The sequence below is a fragment of the Xanthocytophaga agilis genome, assembly GCF_030068605.1.
Classification (GTDB): Bacteria; Bacteroidota; Bacteroidia; order Cytophagales; family 172606-1; genus Xanthocytophaga; species Xanthocytophaga agilis.
The window spans coordinates 667,200-683,663 of sequence record NZ_JASJOU010000003.1; the positions used below are offsets into that span (position 1 = coordinate 667,200).

The following is a 16,464-nucleotide window of genomic DNA, read 5'->3' on the forward strand; positions in this document are numbered from 1 at the left end:
AGTACTCCAAATAAGAGTTTTGCCAACGATCATAAATTTTTGAGCCAGATACTGCGTAAATGTAGCTGCTCAGGGGTAGGATGTGAGCTAATCTGAAATACATAGTTTTTAATCTCTTCTTGCTCAAGTATCGGACAGACAATCGTTTCTTCTTTATTATTTCTCCGAATGGTCAGATAGTAAGTCTGTCCGGCTATCCGTTTTTTTAGTTGATCCATTAGACTGTTATAGTACGCTATTCCCTGTGGTGTAGCCAGATCCAATGGAATATTATTTAGCTTAACTACCTGATCCTGTACCTGTAATCCAGCCTGCTGTAAAGCTTTACTTAGGTTGGATACAAGTAACTTACCCGCGACAATCTCAAATTTCACACCTAGAAAAGAAGTCTTCCTACCAGTAGCCAGCGCTGGAATGTAACAAATCCCTAACCTCGAATAGTAGTCTGTGAATGGCAGAGGTTCTGCATTTCTCACGTAGCGATTTAAAAAATCTGCTATTTCCGGATAGGTCATTTCGACAAGTAAGGTAAAAAATTCATTTTCCGGAAAAGGTTTGTCTCGTCCATACTTTTTAATTAGTTCGGTGATGACTTCCCGTAACCCTCTTCTGCCTCCGGAGAGTTCCAGTAGACGTATATCCAGTAGCCCAGCCAGCAGTGCGCCCCGGTTATATACATTCCAACTTTGTTGCTGGCCTTGAGGAAGATAACAAGCCAAACTGATTTTACTCAGACTCATGGTTGTATCCAGGCTTTTGTCTACCTCAACCTTTTTTGATAATCTGTTCAGGTATGTATCCAGATCTATCATCTCTCCTCTTAATGGCATCATGTGACTAGCCCATTCGGTTACGCCCTCATAAAGCCACAGATGTTGGGAAGGTGTAGGGATAACAAAATTAAAGGGGGCAATTACCTCACTATGAATATGAAGAGGAGTTACAATATGCAGAAACTCATGCGTTGCCAGATAGGTGATCCGTTCGGCAAAGGCGTTTGTAAACATTTCTTCTTTGATCACATAGCCTGAACTATAGTTGTGCTCCCAACCACCACCGTTCTGATCCCCAAAATGGAACAGAAAGGTATACCGATTAACGGGTAGCTGCCTGAGAAAATGTCTGGCAGCCTGTAGCATTGTCTCCATACTATGAAGCAATTGACCAGCTTGAATCTTTCCCGTCTGTGAATATGCATACAAATCCACCTGTGTACCTGCAACTACTAAAGAAGCTGTAGACAAATTTCCTGCTAAAATGGGAGAATCAGCCAGATGATCATAATTATGGGCCATATAATACCCCCCTGCATTTTTTTCTAGTGCAGTTCCAACGTTCCAATCGCTTGGGTAGTGTAGTTTCAGAAGGATGGGAAGAGTCTGCATTCCTGTAGGAAAGCCAAAAACAGCCTGTCCATTTAACAACACATGGTCTTCTTCTAAAGAAGTGCCACACATAGTAAATATCTGGTGATCTGTTACTGGCTTATCCCAGGTTTCTGCTATCGTGTATTGAATTTGACGAACTTTCTCTGGCTGTGACAATTGCCATTGATTGGTCGAAAGTCGGACAGCCTTCAACTCTCGGCCATCTTTATCAAACGAGTGGAATGAACGAATATATCTCCCCATATCCATAATCTGATACGTGCCCGGAGCCGTTACTGCAAATTGATAAATTGCATTGGCTTTTGTTAACCCTTTTACCTGTAAGGTCACCTTAAATAAGTCATCGGCCCTGTCATTCAAATTAACCTCATACACAAGTGGATGTATTGGTGCGGCAAAGGCAAGGTATAATTTTGAGATAAAAAGGGTAAATAGTAAAACCAAAAAAATATTTTTCATAAGGCTATCATAGAAATGCTTTATATAACCTATAGCAACTAGTATAAATAGTAAGCTAAACAGACTGTTTTATGTAGTAGAATAATAAGAAAGCAAAATCAAAGAGAAATCAAGATGTTAAAAACCTTTAGCTCCTATAATCAACCAGAATGCCAAGATTACTAAAGTCAGGATCTACTTTTGTTTTCTTTTAAAAAGCTATAAATGGATGTATTAGGGATGTATTGATTGACTAAATATTAATGCTTTTAAAATAAATGATTGGAGAAATCCAAAAAACTCCGATATTTTCGGACTTTAATACGAATCCATCAGAGTTTGTTGGAGTCTACTGTTTTTTTTCCAAATCAATACTTTTTGCTGACTCTCATAAAGTGCATTCCGAATAAGGGCTAAGTGTGCAGGTTTACTAGTTTTTCGCAGAGAGTGATAGCAGTTGCTCTCTCTTATGATTTTCAAAAGTTCAGTATGTTTTTAAGGTATTGCTTTTGATGTGGATACATGGATAACAAAATTCTTTTTGAAAATAAAAACCAATGTATTCGTATTCATTCAAACCTTTCCCTGTTTGTATACTTGAGAAAATTCAAATCCAAACTTCCTTCTAGTAATATTCCAATGATTTTAGTTTATCCATGAACTCTTATTTTTCCACCATTTGTCTGTTTCTCGCAGGGATGCTATCTATTTTCCTTATACAGGTAAATTTCTTTATACTATTAAAACCTGTAGCCTCAAGCCAGACTTTAACCGCTAGCCTAAGGCGAAGTCACGCACAAAGAAAAACCGATCCACATCCAGTTCAGAAGCACTCTCTCAGAAGCGAAAATCAGGTACGTAAATTAGAACAGTTTAACGCGAATCAAACAGCAGAGGCCTTTCAGAAAAAAGGTAATATCTATGCGAACTCAGGTGTGGAGTTAAACTCAAAAATTAAATATTACAGGCAGGCATTTGTTTTCTATCGGAAGGCAGGTAACACAGAAAAGCAAGCCAGTACATTACAAGCAATTGCAGCAATGCACCATCAGCAAGGAAATCATAAACTGGCAATTGCAGAGCTAGAGCATACGCTTACCCTCTTTCGCTCTATCCATCACAGCTCTGTTCACCCGACATACGCTTTGCTTTCGGGTGTATACAGAACATTAGGAAATTATCCGGAGGCCTTACGGTATGGATTAGCTGCCTTGGAAAATTCCTTGCAGACAAAGGATACTACACGCCTCTCTTTTTATTACATCCAGCTAGGCTATTTGTATCACGATCTAAAGCAACCGGATGAGGCTTTACAAAGTTGTGAAAAAGCACTCCTACATGTTCAGAAGTCCAACAGAGAGTCGGATGTATTCAATACATTATCGTTGGCTGTCAATGTTCTGCTGGAAGAGCAAAAATCAAAAGATGCCCTGCTGTATATTGAGAAGATTACCAAAGATACACCACCAGCTTCCCTCAAAAGTGTTGCAATGGTTACTCTTTTCAAAGCACAGTGTTATAGTGCTTTGAAATAGTATTTAGTAGCCAGAAAATATATTCTATTAGCTGAGCAGTATTTACAGGAAATAGACAAAAGTAAAGATCCTGTTTTTTTTAATGATTCTTACAAAATGGGAGTCTACCAGGTGGCTGGTGAATTATATCTGTCTATGCAAGAATACACAAAGTCCAGGTATTATTTCACTAAAATGGTTCAGGTCAATGCGCAGGTTAACTACTTAAACGAAGCTGTACTTCATCAGCTATTATTATTTAAGCTGGATTCTACCCAGGGCAATTTTAAAGAAGCACTCAGACACTACCAGCACTATAAACTGTTAAATGATTCTATCTTTAACGAAGCGAAAAGCAAACAGATTGCCAGTCTGCAGATTCAATATGAAACCCAGGCAAAGGTGCAGCACATCGAATTGTTGACCAAAAAGAATGAAATACAGCAGGCCATGCTAAAGCAGAAAGACTTTCAGCAAGCCGTTTTTATTATTGGCTCACTCCTTTTACTTCTCTTGCTTGTACTTGTCTATAGCCGTTATCATATCAAGCAGCAAAGTAATAAACTTCTGGAGAGCAAACAACAAGAAATCAATCAGAAAAACGAGTCGCTGAGCCAGCTTCTGGCCGAAAAAGAAAGTTTACTGATCAATAAAGATGAGTTACTGGAAGAAAAAGAATGGTTGCTGAAAGAAATACACCACCGAGTAAAAAACAACCTGCAGATAGTAATGAGTCTGCTCAACTCCCAAGCGGCCTATCTGGAAGATGATAAAGCGTTATCTGCCATTGTAGATAGTCAGCATCGGGTACGTGCTATGTCACTTATTCACCAGAAGCTCTATCAGTCTGATAAAATTGCTACAATAGCTATGGAGGAGTATATAAAGGAACTTGTAGAGAATCTGGGTGATTCGTATAGCCTGCATGGACGTATCCGGTTTCGGTTAGAAATTATCCCCATCGAAGTGGATGTAGTTATTGCGGTTCCCTTGGGCTTGCTGATAAACGAAGCAGTTACCAATTGCCTTAAATATGCCTTTCCTCAGGATAGAGAGGGTATAGTTTATCTTTCTTTACGTGCGGTTAGCCCGTCAAATTATCTGCTTACTCTTGCTGATAATGGAGTTGGTCTGGTAAATACTGCCGATATCTTTCCTACTCGCTCTCTGGGCATGAAGCTAATGAAAGGTTTAAGCAAACAGTTAGGCGGAATCCTTACTCTTGAAAATACAGACGGTTTAAAAATTAGTGTACTCTTCACCCATTCTTCACTCTCGCATTCCTATGGCATCCAGGCAAAATAAAACAGACTTTTCTTTATTGGCTACTCATATAGGACGGAATGTTCTCATTGTGGAAGATGAATTTGTAGTAGCCAATGATCTGGAGATTATCCTCGAAAAAGCGGAATATCAGGTTACCGGAATTGCATCTTCGGTACAAGAAGCCGTGGAGCTGATTGCCACACAGAAACCCGATGTTGTCTTACTTGATATTGTATTGCAAGGACAGCAAACAGGAATTGATTTAGCTGCGCAACTGAGTATGATGAGTATCCCTTTTATTTATCTTTCTGCCAACTCCAACCAAAGCATAGTAGAGGCAGCTAAAGCCACCCATCCGTATGGATTTCTGGTGAAGCCTTTTCGTGAAAAAGATGTATTAATAACTCTACAGATGGCTCTTTACCGGCATGCACACAGTGTGGAAACGTATCTGCGTAAGGAACAGACGCTCCAAATTGCTCTTTCCGATACCTTTTCTTTATCAGGCGAATGGAAACAGAAATTTCTGCAGGCTGCCCAACTCTTCCAGACATTCATTCCCTTTGATTTTCTACTGGCCGGGATAATCACTGATCAGGAAGCCTACCCGTTAAGTGGTTTCTTCCGAATCGGTTTTGAAGAATATCAGTGCATAGGTATGAGTGAGCTATCCCAAATGAGCGGATTTTCTCTGGAGAAAATTAACGCTCTGTTGGCTAGCTACCCCCACATGGCCGCTGGCCTGTATAACGGAGATGCTTTCAGGGCACTAAGCCAAAGCTGCTCCTTTACTCAACTACTGGCCAAAACATTCCGACTGGAATCAAATCTGATACTGCCCTTGCAACTGACTCAGAGAGGCATTTTTATCTTCTCTTTCTTTAGCCGTCAAGCCCATGTATTCAGTTCCGGACATCTTTCTTTACTCGAACACTTAAAAAATCCATTAACACTTACACTGGATCGCTTACTAGCCTTTGAGCAGATAGAAAAGCTAAAAGAAAAACTGGAACAGGAAAATCACTATTTACAGGAACAGGTAAAAACTTCTGCCAATTTTGAGGAGATGGTAGGAGCAAGCCACTCTCTGCGTTCGGTATTCGATCAGGTTACACAAGTGGCTTGTACCGATACGTCGGTGCTGATTCTGGGAGAAAGCGGCACCGGAAAAGAACTGATTGCCCGTTCTATTCACAATCTATCTTCACGTAAAAGCAAGTTACTGGTGAAAGTAAATTGCGCAGCTCTGCCAGCTCACCTAATTGAATCAGAGTTGTTTGGACATGAGAAAGGCGCGTTTACCGGTGCTATTGATAAGCGGATCGGTAAGTTTGAACTAGCCCATCAGGGAAGCATCTTTCTGGATGAAATTGGAGAAATGCCTCTGGAACTACAGGCCAAGCTACTACGGGTATTACAAGAAAAAGAAATAGAACGTCTGGGAGGAAGAGGTCCCATTAAAACTGATGTACGAATCATTGCGGCAACCAACCGCAATCTTGAAAAAGAAGTAGCAGAAGGTCGGTTCCGGCTGGATCTATATTATCGTCTGAATGTATTTCCTATAGCATTGCCTGCTCTCCGCGACCGGAGCGAGGATATCCCTTTATTAGCCAGCTTTTTTGCTCAGAAGCTTTGTAAGAAAATTGGTAAACAATTCTATGGAATCACAGAAAAGGCAATGGGTGAACTTTTACACTATCAATGGCCGGGAAATATTCGGGAACTGGAAAATATAATTGAACAGGCAGTTATCATCAATGACGGACAAAGCCCATTAGACCTGGGACGTCCACTGATCAATAAGATCTCCATTCCTGAGCAGGGCATATTACCTGCTTTTGGGGCGCCTAAGACCCTATCTGATGTAAAGCTGTTGCAGCAGGAAACAGAAAGAGAGTATATTTTATCTGTTCTCAAGAAAACTAACGGCCGTATACGTGGGAAAAACGGAGCGGTTGAACTACTCAACTTAAAACCAACCACGCTGGAATCACGTATGGAAAAACTGGGTATCCGTAAAGTAGACATCTGAGGCTTTCATTAAATGAATTATCCAATTTAATTTGAAGGATTTACTCAAAATGGTGATTGAGTAAAAAGCATTCAATTCTCTATCAATCAGTGAGCTATCTCTTTTAAAATCAACTCATGCCGTTGGCTTGACAGGTTTTGAACCAGATTTTTAATGGAGGCCAAAATATGCTTATACTTCTTTGGTTTTATTAGCCTATTCTCATTGAAAAAATCCCAACCTGTACGTTGTTGAAGGATTTACTTCTTCCTATCGACAAAAATAGGGAGCGAATCAAAACAAAAGCAGTCATTCTTCAATTTAAGTCAAAAAATTGGCTAACAGCTAGTATAACTAGCAATAAGGGTGTACGATGTTATAGAATAAGATAGAATTTGCCCGCAGTCTAAAAAATTAAAAGGTCTTTATCTAAAATAAGTCAAAATGTTACTGGATACTAATAACCATAGCACAAAGCTCTTTATAAAAGAGCTACTTAGAAAAATTGAGAGTATTGAAGTGAGAGAGACAGATCCCGAAGGTATGTTGGAGATTATTGAAAATGTACAGATCCTAATTGAAACGAATGATCAGGAAGCTATAAGAGATAGATTTTTATATGATCTTTCAAAGATAAAAGAGAAGATGGTATACTATCAGAATAATCCAACCATACATAGTAATCTAATAGATATAACAAATCCAGTATATGTAATCCTTGAATTATTTATGTCCAGATTTCTTAGTAAAGAAGTGTAGTATCTCGCTATTTTCCAATTTAGGTATAAAGGCCTAGAAGCAAGATTATATCAATAACCTGCCAACTAATTGTACCAATAAAACTCTCATATATTGGATTCAGAAAACCAATTACTTCTCACAAAGCTTCTTTGGATTTTATACAGATAGAATACAATCTACCTGTAAAGGCAGATACGAAAGCGTTGCTTGCTATCATTCATAAAGAACAAGCGGCTATTACAAGTATTAACTCCATTTATACGAAAAGATTACTTTTAGGTCTACAACGAGCCAAAAAGCTATTGCAGACTATGAAAGTACTACATCTGATAGACTCTATGATATGTATGATATTAGCAATCAGGCATATATAGTGATTGATGCCTGTATAAAATTAAATGTAGTGAGACTGTAAGCAGAGTGATAAAAAACTGTCTTTCCATTGATGCCTTTGCACCTAGTAACAAATGCAATGTAGATTTCATACTACGTTCATTCTACATTGCATTCATCCGTTTTATCACTTACCTGAGTATTATCATCTTCCTGTAAGTTGGGTAATGTAATAGTGAAAAGAGAGCCTTTTTTCAGATGGCTTTTCAGTGTAATGCTCCCACCCATACGTTCTACAGCCTGTTTAACAATATACAGTCCTAATCCTGATCCCTCTGCTTTCTCATTGGCTCGAAAAAACATAGTAAATACCTTCTGCTGGTAGATTTCTTCAATCCCCTGTCCGTTATCTTCTACTTCAATAACAGCTTCCCTTCCCTGCAGGCACACACGAATACTGATTATACATCTGACCTCTTCTCTGCGGTATTTAATCGCATTTGCTATCAGGTTTTTCAGGACAATGCTGATTCTAAGTTCATCTCCATAAAAACTACGTGATGCAGGCAATTGCCGATAGATTTCTACTTTATCCATATCCGGCATATACGAGATCTCCTCCAGACACTGCTCGATAATCTGGTTAAAGTCAATCGGCTTTGCTGTCACTGCGGTATTGACACTGCGCGAATGGGTCAGTACAGACCGGATAAACTCGTCCAGACGTCCAATCCGGTTCCGGATTAAATCTACATAGACTCGTGCCTGTCCGTAAAGCTCTTCCTGTTCGAGTAGTGATAACAGACCCACAATAGAAGCTATTGGAGAACGGATATCATGCGATACCTTATACACATACTGATCCAGTTCTTCATTGGTTCTGCTCAAGCGATCATTGGTAAGCTGCAACGTGTCATTGGCAACAGAAAGCTGCTCGGTAAGCGTCTGTAACTGTTCAGCGAGTCTTTTCTGTTCTTCAATGTCGGTATTGGTGCCAAACCATTCAATGACCTGCCCATGGGAGTCTTTCAGAGGCATTGCCCGAATCAAAAACCAGCGATAAATACCCTCTGCATTCCGGATTCGGGCTTCGACCTGATGGGGATTGGTAGTATACAGGGTTTTCTGCCAGTGTTCTTGTAAAGTGGGTAAATCATCAGGATGGAAAGCCGTTGCCCATCCATAGTTTTTAGATTGTTCCATGCTTAATCCTGTATACTCTATCCATCGGCAATTGACATAGTCTACCAGTCCATCCGGTGTTGCTGTCCAGATCAGTTGCGGAATAGTTTCGGAAAGCAGCTTAAACTTGTGCTGACTTTCCAGCAGTTCATCCTTAGCCTTTTTTTGCTTGGTAATATCCTCCATACAGCCAAGCATCTGATAAGACTCACCTTTTTCATTGTATACGATATACCCCCGATCAAGAATAAAGTGATAGATGCCTGTTTTATCAAAAAAACGGTAGCGTTCTATCCACTGATGCCCTTTACTGGCTATTACAGCAGTAATACTGTCTCTGATACGGGCTCTGTCATAAGGATGGATATGGGCAAACCACCATTCTATATCAGGGCCAATATCTTGGCTTGTATAGCCAAATAAGGTAGCAAAACCTTCATTTCTCCAAACCTGATTGGTGACAAGGTTCCAGTCCCAGATTGCCTGACGGGTAGCCTTAGCAATGAGTGCAAAACGGGTATAACTCTGTGCAAGCAGTCTTTCCAATTGCTCAACCCGCGCTGATTCGTTTCGTGAAGGAATGCTCTCTGAAGCAACATTCAGTGGGAAAACGTTTTGTTCTTCTCCGGTCTGCTCGGCATTTTCCATATAGCACAGAAGAGTTAAACGATAAGGTAGTAATTTCTATAAGCTCAAATGTGTTTCTATTATCTGAATCACCTTGATGGATAGTTCCCCGTTATAAATGACATCCACATCTTCCCACTATACAGGGATATCTGATAGTGCCTTATTAACGTATTGTGTTACAAATAAGGCAGTAGTGCCCTACGAACAATAAATACTCTCAGACTGGAGAAAAGTATGACATATTTTTTCTGGTTCGATAGATTATCTGGTTTATGTCTATTGCTTGTATAATTATCTGTAAAAAAAGTATACCTCTGATATATTAACAAAAGGTGGGATCTGAATATAACTGTTCTGGTCAATCTGGAGATGGAAGTCTTTAAACTTACAGCATACAAAATCGGATTCGATATACATGAGATTTTCCTGAAAGGATAAAAGCGTAATAGCAAATTTATTTGGGAAAGTTGAAGATAGTATGCACTAATTACAGTGAACTATTAGGCTATGCGCCCAATGTCAAGATTGCCGGACATAACCAGTTTGACAACAAAGGTTGTCCGAGCTTCTTTGTCCCAGCATGGCTCAAGCAGCTAGGCATACCCAAGCATAACATCGAGTGGCGTGATCCATTTGAGTATAAACGGTATTTCAAACAGGCGAGGAAAAGGTAATACATACAAAAGCCGATCTTGTACAAGATCGGCTTTATTGAGCTATCTGATGGTGATAGATATTCTTCTGTTAACAATGGATTAGTACATCGCTTTGATTTGTTCAGGGGTCAGTCTCAAAAAACGGGTGGCATTATTAAATAAAATGTCTCTCTTTTGCTCCTCACTCAAAAAAGTTGCATTTTTTATCCTGTCAATTCCAATTTTTATTGTCTGTGGCCAAACCATATTATCAGAGCCAAAAATAATTCGTTTACCAAATCCGGCATTGACCAATCGTTCCAGATAGAAATAAAACTCTCTATCAGAAATGTGATAACTAATCAATCCTAAGTCGACATATAATTGCGGATGTGCATATAAGGCGGCCAACATATCATCTATCATAGGCCAGCCTGTATGCATGGCATATAGTCTTAATTTTGGGTGTTTAACAAGAGCATTTTCCAACACAAGCGCACTGTGAAGAGAAGCTCTATACTTTTGTGCCCCCAGATAGATACCCCCCGGAGGACCTGGCCCCACATGAATACCTACAACATCCAGTTCCTCGACCATCTTTAAATAAGGTTCAAAAGCGGTGTCGCTTGGCGAGACACCCTCATATTGAATGGCTACTTCACTAAATACGACAAACTCACCCGATTGAAAAAGTTTTCGTAAGGAGTCAACAGTTAATCCATTCTTTTTCACCGATCTGAAGTCCCAGTATACCCCTTTCATAATTCGTTTTGGCTCCTGAGTATGCCATTTTCGAACTGTGCCCATATCGCCACTCGTTACTGCATATACATTATTGGCTCTGAGAGCTCGTAATGTCTGGACTTGCAGTGAGTCATCAGTGAGTGGTGAAGAGGTTGACCGTTTGGCCCATTTGCCTGTTTTCAGAGCCTCCATAAAGGTAGAACCATATTCATTTTTTGGGTTATGGTAACCAAAATTATCAAATGGTACGCCCATTTTCAAAGGCGGTGGTCCCTGATCATTGGCACCAATAGCATGCAAATGCATGTCAATCACAGGTAAAGTTTTTTTAGTTTGAGCAAAACAAGACAGTCCCGTTAGTAAAAACAGGAGCAGAAAAATGCCTTTTGTTATAGGAAGATTTACGATAAAGAGGAAGGCTGTCTAAAAAACACTTATCAAGTTCGGTTCCATTAAACCGAGACATCTATACGAGCAATTTGTCAAATCAGGGCAAGAACTAAAAATAGTTCTTTTGTGCATGTTTTGCAATTCTATTTGATTGTTAGTGAGCAAGTATAGCCAATTGATTGTATCTCATTACTTTTTTCTATTCTTAAAATCAAACCTTTATACTATACGTGAAAAACCGAGCAATGAGTAGCTTCCCAACTATCGCATATTATCACAATGCATTGAATAGCGTAGGATATAAATCAGGGATTTATAGATTTTCCTGATAAGGTATGCCTTAGAAAGAAAAGGTAAATGTGCTTACTTTTATATAGGATCCTTTACTAAAAGCTGAAAAAACCGCATAATAGTTTTATTTTCACAGATAGACTATGCATTATTCTGTGACTAGTTATACATACGATACAAATGCCATTGCCTCAGCTTCGATACATTTAAAATGTTTATAAATAGTTTACCTACAAAAAGAAAACAGTGAGATATCTCTTACTTCTTTGCCTTCTTAGTTTAACTTATCCTTCTCAAGCCCAGCGTACCCGTTATGTTCCAAAGTCTCTGGATTCGTTAGAGTGGTTTCTGCATACCCAACCCAAGGATTCACTATATATACTCTCAATAAAAAATTGCGGCTTTCAATATATGATCCGGGGAGAATATAACCGGGCAGACTCGTTAATCAATATATTATACAAGCTAAAACAAGAACAGTCAGCCCAAAAAGCATTTATTGACTATTGCCTGTTTTTTCTCAAAGGGACAATGGCCTATCATAAAAGTGATAAGGCTGCGACTCTGGCGTATTACCTGAAAGCGGAAAAGGTAATTGAACAAAATCCGACAAAGTTTGACCCCATGTTTAAAATAGCTGCTCCAGGCAATATTGCCGCTGCGTATAGACGGCTCGATAAACTGGATATGTCTATGAAATATAGCCTGAAGGCGATTAAACTTCAGGAAAAATACCATCAGGAAAGTGCAAGTGAATACCAGAGTATAGGCAATATCCTCTCATCCTATCGGCAATATGACCGGGCATTGCCCTACTACCAGCGTGCCTTAAAAATTGGCCAACGAGACAAAGATGTAAAAAGCATGGCAATTACAGAAAATCTGATAGGCAATCTGTATGATAACATCAATCAGGCAGATACTGCGATTGTTTACTACCGACGCGGATTACTCCATGCAGAACAATGTGACTATGCTTTGCTGCAAACCGATTTGTTAGTCAATCTGGGTCGTATGTTGATCAACAACAAAAACTATACACAGGCAGAAATCTATCTGAAACGGGGAGAAAAGCTATCTCGTGAACTGGAAGCTCCGATAGCTTTGCGGATAAACCTGCATAATCAGGCGGAATGTACCGGGAAATGCAGAAGTTTGATTTAGCCGAAAAGTATTATCTGGAAGGTTTGGCGATGGCTCAGAAAAGCAATGACTTTGATGAATTGTATAAATCCAATCAGGCTCTGGCTGAGTTGTATAGCAATATGGGAAAGTTTGAGAAGTCTGTCCAGTTTATGGAAGAGGCGGCAAAAGCCAAAGACTCTACCTTTCACTTACAACTGGCTGAAACAAGCCAGCAGCTACTGGCTCAGTATGAATCCGAAAAACGCCAGCAGGAAATTGCTTTACTTAACGAGAAAAATCGTTCACAATCGCTGGAACTGGCTGTACAGCGTCGCAATGTATTTCTGCTGATTGCCGGTTTGTTGTTGACTGGTATAGCAGTCATAGTAGGCTATCGAAGATACAGACTCCATAAACGACTGGAAATGGAACGGATTCGGAATCGTATTGCGGCTGACTTTCATGACGAGTTGGGTGCCAATCTAAGTAGCATTGCTTTGTATTCAGACTTGTTACTCAACAACCATAATGCAGAAAAAGAACGAACCTTGCCTATTCTGACAAACATTAGCCAACAGGCTCATACTAGCATTTCTTCCATTAATGATCTGATCTGGACTATCAAACCTGACAATGCTGCCCTCGGACATACACTTGTGAGAATGAAAGAGTTTGCCTACCCGCTTCTGGAATCACGCAACATTGTTTTTGTATTTGGGGCTGATCATGCATTAGCAAATCTGCAACTGGATATGAACATTCGTAAGTTCTTATACCTGATCTTTAAGGAAGCGATCAATAACATCGCCAAATATGCACAGGCTACCTCAGTAACGGTTCAGTTGCGTGAAAGCAAAGGTTGGATTCATATGGAGATTGCCGATGATGGAATAGGCTTTGACCAAGTCAAAGTTAAAAGAGGCAATGGGTTAAATAACATGCAAACCAGAGCCCATGAACTGGGTGGAAAGCTTACCATCGATTCGCAGGTAGGTCAGGGAACGAAAATTACACTCAGCTTCAAAATATCTGCCTGAGATGCTGCTTCAGAAGCACCTAAATACAAATCAGGTGGTTTACACATAGTTGAAAACCACCTGACATAGCATTATTGATAGAAATATGTGAATCCGTAAGGGCCAGCGTTGTAAGTCGAAACAAGGCTGGTAGCAAGTAAAGTAGCTGCATAGCAATAGCCGGAAACATCCTGGATTGTATAACTGGTGACATTGTTTTTATATGATAGCCATTGTCCGGGACAGACTAAGATGTCAGAAAGGTTTTAAAATACCTTATCTTTCTTCAACCTCTTGAGCTTCACAAATTAGCCCAAATGCAGTTAAAACAATAGGCATAATCTCATTATAGTTGGTAGCCTGAGTCGTTTTGGATTGTAACTCCTGCAATTTGAATTTTGAAGAGTCCTTGTTGTGGAAATAAGCCAGTAAATAATTCAACGCTTTGTCTACATCTCGTTTGACAACAGAGAGCAAGGCATCCGAAAGCTTTTTCTCTTCTGTCCATTGTTCCGCAACAATCAAATCCATCATCCGACCTGAATTGTGATTTCTGAGCAATTCAGGATTATCTGAATATACACACCGTATAAAGACCTCATACAGTCTGCCACAAGCAAGCGGGTAGCCAGTTTTCATTTTCATCAAGGAGAATATTGCTCGGTATATAGGTAAAGATGCAAACTAGAAAACTAATCAGCGGATTAATGGAATAGCTGGCAATTGTATATAGGAGCTATAGTAAATTGAATAAGAGCTTTTAATGGCTCTAAGTGGAACTATGTTTTCTGGCTAAGCTTTAGGACAAAGTTATGAAATAAATACTCTTTACAGAAGAGAATAAATACCTGTTTTGCAAAATGCGTATTTATTCTGACGGTAATTTCCGATACTAGGTATTATTTTTTTAGAAATACGTAAAAAATAAGCAGGAAATACCTGCTCAGTGGTTAACTCACTAAAGGCCCCCTATTTTATAGAGGGCTTTTTGATTTTCTTCTGGTAATGTAGCACATCTAGTGTGGATGATGCATGCTGTCTACAGATTCTTCCTTTTTAGTTGCAGGTCGTAAATCAGCAGTTGTAAACTCCAGCTCCTTTACTTCTTCTCTGAAATACAAGGTTGTTTTATGCTCTTTCAGATTATATAGTATAATATAATTTTCTGTAACCCCAATAAATCTATTCGTTGTATTACTTGAAATTGTAGTATTATCTATTTTAAAACTGATAGCATTTTTTTCTTCTTTCTTTACAAACTCAGCTTCATAAAAAGCAATAACAGTGGTTAAATTCACCAGAAATATGATATACATTATATTTGATATCATCGTAAAATTATATCCCATATGCGCATAGTACGCAACATCTCGTTTAGATACTTTGGAGGTACTATTCAATAGATACACCAAAAGTCCTACCATAGATGCGGTGAATGTAAGTATGCGAATATCCTGTCCAAAGAGCTTTATAGGAAAATCTCCAAAGGTGAACAAAGCCCAAAAACACACAACATTTACTATACATGCATATACCAAATGTTGTAGTTTACTTTTTAGATCTTTTAAGGTTGTTTGGGAGGGCTTGGGGAAGCCGCTTTCAGATAGGTTAGAATTTTCCTCTGGCCTATTTTCTTCCTTCTTCTTATTTCCAGCAAGGACAAATCTGACCCCAAGATATAGGCCAAACAACAAGAGGCTTGCAATAAACAGATTTGCATTAAAAATAGATTTGATTACTTCATACACTGTTAAGAAAGGAATAATATCTAATCCAAAAAACTTATAGTAAACTGTTAATCTTAAAAGGGCAAGAAAGTAAAGAAAAGCGGTAGCGAAAGTGATATTTTGCAGCTTGTCATCTATTTGTATCATTCTACTATATAAGTTACAGGACTATGTTTGAGGAATATTTTTCCTCAAAGTTACCTATAGTAAGATAAAAAGCCTTATTGCATATTAGTAAAGCTTTTGTGTATCCTACTTAAAATATACTGTAGATCTGGTCACATACAATGATTTTGCATAGTAGTATTGGTTTAATTTAATACCTTTCCGGCTTTAAGTGGGTTCAGATCAGATGCATACATTCATTTAGCTACTAGCCAAAGTAGTAGAGTAAGGTTTAAAACAGAAGAAGACCATATGAACGAAAGGTTAAAAAGAACTTTAGTAAAAATAGACTTTAAAAACAGGTTTGATTCCCTTTTTGAAAAACATTCCCACAAAAACTTTTTCAGAGAAGCAAATCCCTCAGAGGTACAAAGAATAATAGAGAAGTATGGCTATATGTGTTCCTATAATAAAATCCATAAATTTTTCGCAATTGATGAGGATGGGTCTGGTATCAGTTTAAATATGAGCACCTGTAAGCTTCCCTATAAAGTGAGCCAGTCATAATTAGAGCCTAGCTGGCATTGGCAAACTCAACAGGAGCTACAAACCCTAAACTTTGATGGGGACGCAAGGTGTTGTATTCCAACCGCCATTGTTCAGATAGCACTCTGACTTGTCTTAAACTTGAAAATAAATAAGCATCTAAAAACTCCCTGCGAAACGTGCCATTAAACCGTTCAATTCATCATCTCAGATCCAGTAGCATTTTGAGTTGGCTTTCCTGGCTGAATAAACAATAATTCAATTTTTTGAGCCTCACACCATTCATTTAATTTGGTACTAATAAATTCTGGACCGTTGTCACAACGAAGTTTTTCTGGTTTGCCATACGCCTCAATGATACGTTCCAATACACGGATTA

At 39.0% G+C, this 16,464-nt stretch carries 13 protein-coding genes and 1 pseudogene; 7 read left to right on the plus strand and 7 right to left on the minus strand.

The window, feature by feature from the left end:
• Nucleotides 1-29: 29 nt before the first annotated feature.
• Entirely contained in the window at nt 30-1,847 is a 1,818-nt protein-coding gene (locus QNI22_RS13110; RefSeq protein WP_314511123.1) for a M61 family metallopeptidase, read from the minus strand.
• A gap of 635 nt (nt 1,848-2,482) precedes the next feature.
• Between QNI22_RS13110 and QNI22_RS13115 the strand changes: the two genes are divergently transcribed.
• The 4 genes from QNI22_RS13115 (at nt 2,483) to QNI22_RS13130 (ending at nt 7,379) form a co-directional block, all read left to right on the plus strand.
• Nucleotides 2,483-3,361 (plus strand): tetratricopeptide repeat protein, encoded by an 879-nt coding sequence (locus tag QNI22_RS13115; protein WP_314511125.1) that lies wholly within the window; start codon nt 2,483-2,485, stop codon nt 3,359-3,361.
• Between the two features lie 135 nt (nt 3,362-3,496).
• A complete protein-coding gene (locus QNI22_RS13120; RefSeq protein WP_314511127.1) occupies nt 3,497-4,645 on the plus strand; it encodes a sensor histidine kinase in 1,149 nt (382 codons plus the stop codon).
• Nucleotides 4,626-6,641, plus strand: a complete 2,016-nt coding sequence (locus tag QNI22_RS13125; protein WP_314511129.1) for a sigma 54-interacting transcriptional regulator — start codon at nt 4,626-4,628, stop codon at nt 6,639-6,641. Before QNI22_RS13120 ends, QNI22_RS13125 begins: the two co-directional genes overlap by 20 nt.
• 423 nt (nt 6,642-7,064) lie before the next feature.
• On the plus strand, nt 7,065-7,379 hold the full coding sequence (locus QNI22_RS13130; RefSeq protein ID WP_314511131.1) for a hypothetical protein: 315 nt from the start codon (nt 7,065-7,067) through the stop codon (nt 7,377-7,379).
• A gap of 474 nt (nt 7,380-7,853) precedes the next feature.
• Here QNI22_RS13130 and QNI22_RS13135 read toward each other — a convergent pair whose 3' ends face one another.
• Complete coding sequence (locus tag QNI22_RS13135; RefSeq protein WP_314511134.1) at nt 7,854-9,524, minus strand: sensor histidine kinase; 1,671 nt, start codon at nt 9,522-9,524, stop codon at nt 7,854-7,856.
• 440 nt (nt 9,525-9,964) lie between these two features.
• On the opposite strand from QNI22_RS13135, the gene QNI22_RS13140 reads away from it, so the two are divergent.
• Nucleotides 9,965-10,180, plus strand: coding sequence for a peptidoglycan recognition protein family protein (locus QNI22_RS13140; protein WP_314511135.1), 216 nt, complete (start codon nt 9,965-9,967; stop codon nt 10,178-10,180).
• Between the two features lie 81 nt (nt 10,181-10,261).
• Here the strand turns inward: QNI22_RS13140 and QNI22_RS13145 are convergent, their stop codons facing one another.
• Nucleotides 10,262-11,191: an amidohydrolase family protein gene (locus tag QNI22_RS13145; protein ID WP_314511153.1), complete on the minus strand. Its 930-nt coding sequence runs from the start codon at nt 11,189-11,191 to the stop codon at nt 10,262-10,264.
• Nucleotides 11,192-11,812: 621 nt separating this feature from the next.
• On the opposite strand from QNI22_RS13145, the gene QNI22_RS13150 reads away from it, so the two are divergent.
• Together QNI22_RS13150 and QNI22_RS13155 are read left to right on the plus strand one after the other, a co-directional pair.
• The gene (locus tag QNI22_RS13150; RefSeq protein WP_314511137.1) at nt 11,813-12,730 is read left to right on the plus strand and encodes a tetratricopeptide repeat protein; all 918 of its coding nucleotides are present in this window, start codon (nt 11,813-11,815) and stop codon (nt 12,728-12,730) included.
• Nucleotides 12,712-13,728 (plus strand): sensor histidine kinase, encoded by a 1,017-nt coding sequence (locus tag QNI22_RS13155; protein WP_314511138.1) that lies wholly within the window; start codon nt 12,712-12,714, stop codon nt 13,726-13,728. The genes QNI22_RS13150 and QNI22_RS13155 overlap by 19 nt, the downstream gene beginning before the upstream one ends.
• A gap of 19 nt (nt 13,729-13,747) precedes the next feature.
• Here the strand turns inward: QNI22_RS13155 and QNI22_RS13160 are convergent, their stop codons facing one another.
• From QNI22_RS13160 to QNI22_RS13175, 4 genes and pseudogenes are all read right to left on the minus strand, one after another.
• The gene (locus tag QNI22_RS13160; protein WP_314511139.1) at nt 13,748-13,921 is read right to left on the minus strand and encodes a hypothetical protein; all 174 of its coding nucleotides are present in this window, start codon (nt 13,919-13,921) and stop codon (nt 13,748-13,750) included.
• 62 nt (nt 13,922-13,983) lie between these two features.
• Nucleotides 13,984-14,346 carry a hypothetical protein gene (locus tag QNI22_RS13165; RefSeq protein WP_314511141.1) on the minus strand — a complete coding sequence of 121 codons (363 nt, stop codon included), beginning with the start codon at nt 14,344-14,346 and terminating at the stop codon, nt 13,984-13,986.
• A 377-nt stretch (nt 14,347-14,723) separates the two neighbouring features.
• Nucleotides 14,724-15,581: a hypothetical protein gene (locus QNI22_RS13170; RefSeq protein WP_314511142.1), complete on the minus strand. Its 858-nt coding sequence runs from the start codon at nt 15,579-15,581 to the stop codon at nt 14,724-14,726.
• A gap of 568 nt (nt 15,582-16,149) precedes the next feature.
• Nucleotides 16,150-16,464 (minus strand): annotated as a pseudogene (locus QNI22_RS13175) (integrase core domain-containing protein); the annotation flags it as partial.

What these genes read in the sequence shown, in the direction of transcription:
- QNI22_RS13135 (WP_314511134.1), bottom strand. Translation starts at nt 9,524, where the DNA reads ATGGAAAATGCCGAGCAGACCGGAGAAGAACAAAACGTTTTCCCACTG.
- QNI22_RS13165 (WP_314511141.1), bottom strand. Translation starts at nt 14,346, where the DNA reads ATGAAAACTGGCTACCCGCTTGCTTGTGGCAGACTGTATGAGGTCTTT.
- QNI22_RS13115 (WP_314511125.1), top strand. Translation starts at nt 2,483, where the DNA reads ATGAACTCTTATTTTTCCACCATTTGTCTGTTTCTCGCAGGGATGCTA.
- QNI22_RS13160 (WP_314511139.1), bottom strand. Translation starts at nt 13,921, where the DNA reads ATGTCACCAGTTATACAATCCAGGATGTTTCCGGCTATTGCTATGCAG.
- QNI22_RS13120 (WP_314511127.1), top strand. Translation starts at nt 3,497, where the DNA reads ATGCAAGAATACACAAAGTCCAGGTATTATTTCACTAAAATGGTTCAG.
- QNI22_RS13125 (WP_314511129.1), top strand. Translation starts at nt 4,626, where the DNA reads ATGGCATCCAGGCAAAATAAAACAGACTTTTCTTTATTGGCTACTCAT.
- QNI22_RS13110 (WP_314511123.1), bottom strand. Translation starts at nt 1,847, where the DNA reads ATGAAAAATATTTTTTTGGTTTTACTATTTACCCTTTTTATCTCAAAA.
- QNI22_RS13130 (WP_314511131.1), top strand. Translation starts at nt 7,065, where the DNA reads ATGTTACTGGATACTAATAACCATAGCACAAAGCTCTTTATAAAAGAG.
- QNI22_RS13155 (WP_314511138.1), top strand. Translation starts at nt 12,712, where the DNA reads ATGCAGAAGTTTGATTTAGCCGAAAAGTATTATCTGGAAGGTTTGGCG.
- QNI22_RS13170 (WP_314511142.1), bottom strand. Translation starts at nt 15,581, where the DNA reads ATGATACAAATAGATGACAAGCTGCAAAATATCACTTTCGCTACCGCT.
- QNI22_RS13145 (WP_314511153.1), bottom strand. Translation starts at nt 11,191, where the DNA reads ATGCATTTGCATGCTATTGGTGCCAATGATCAGGGACCACCGCCTTTG.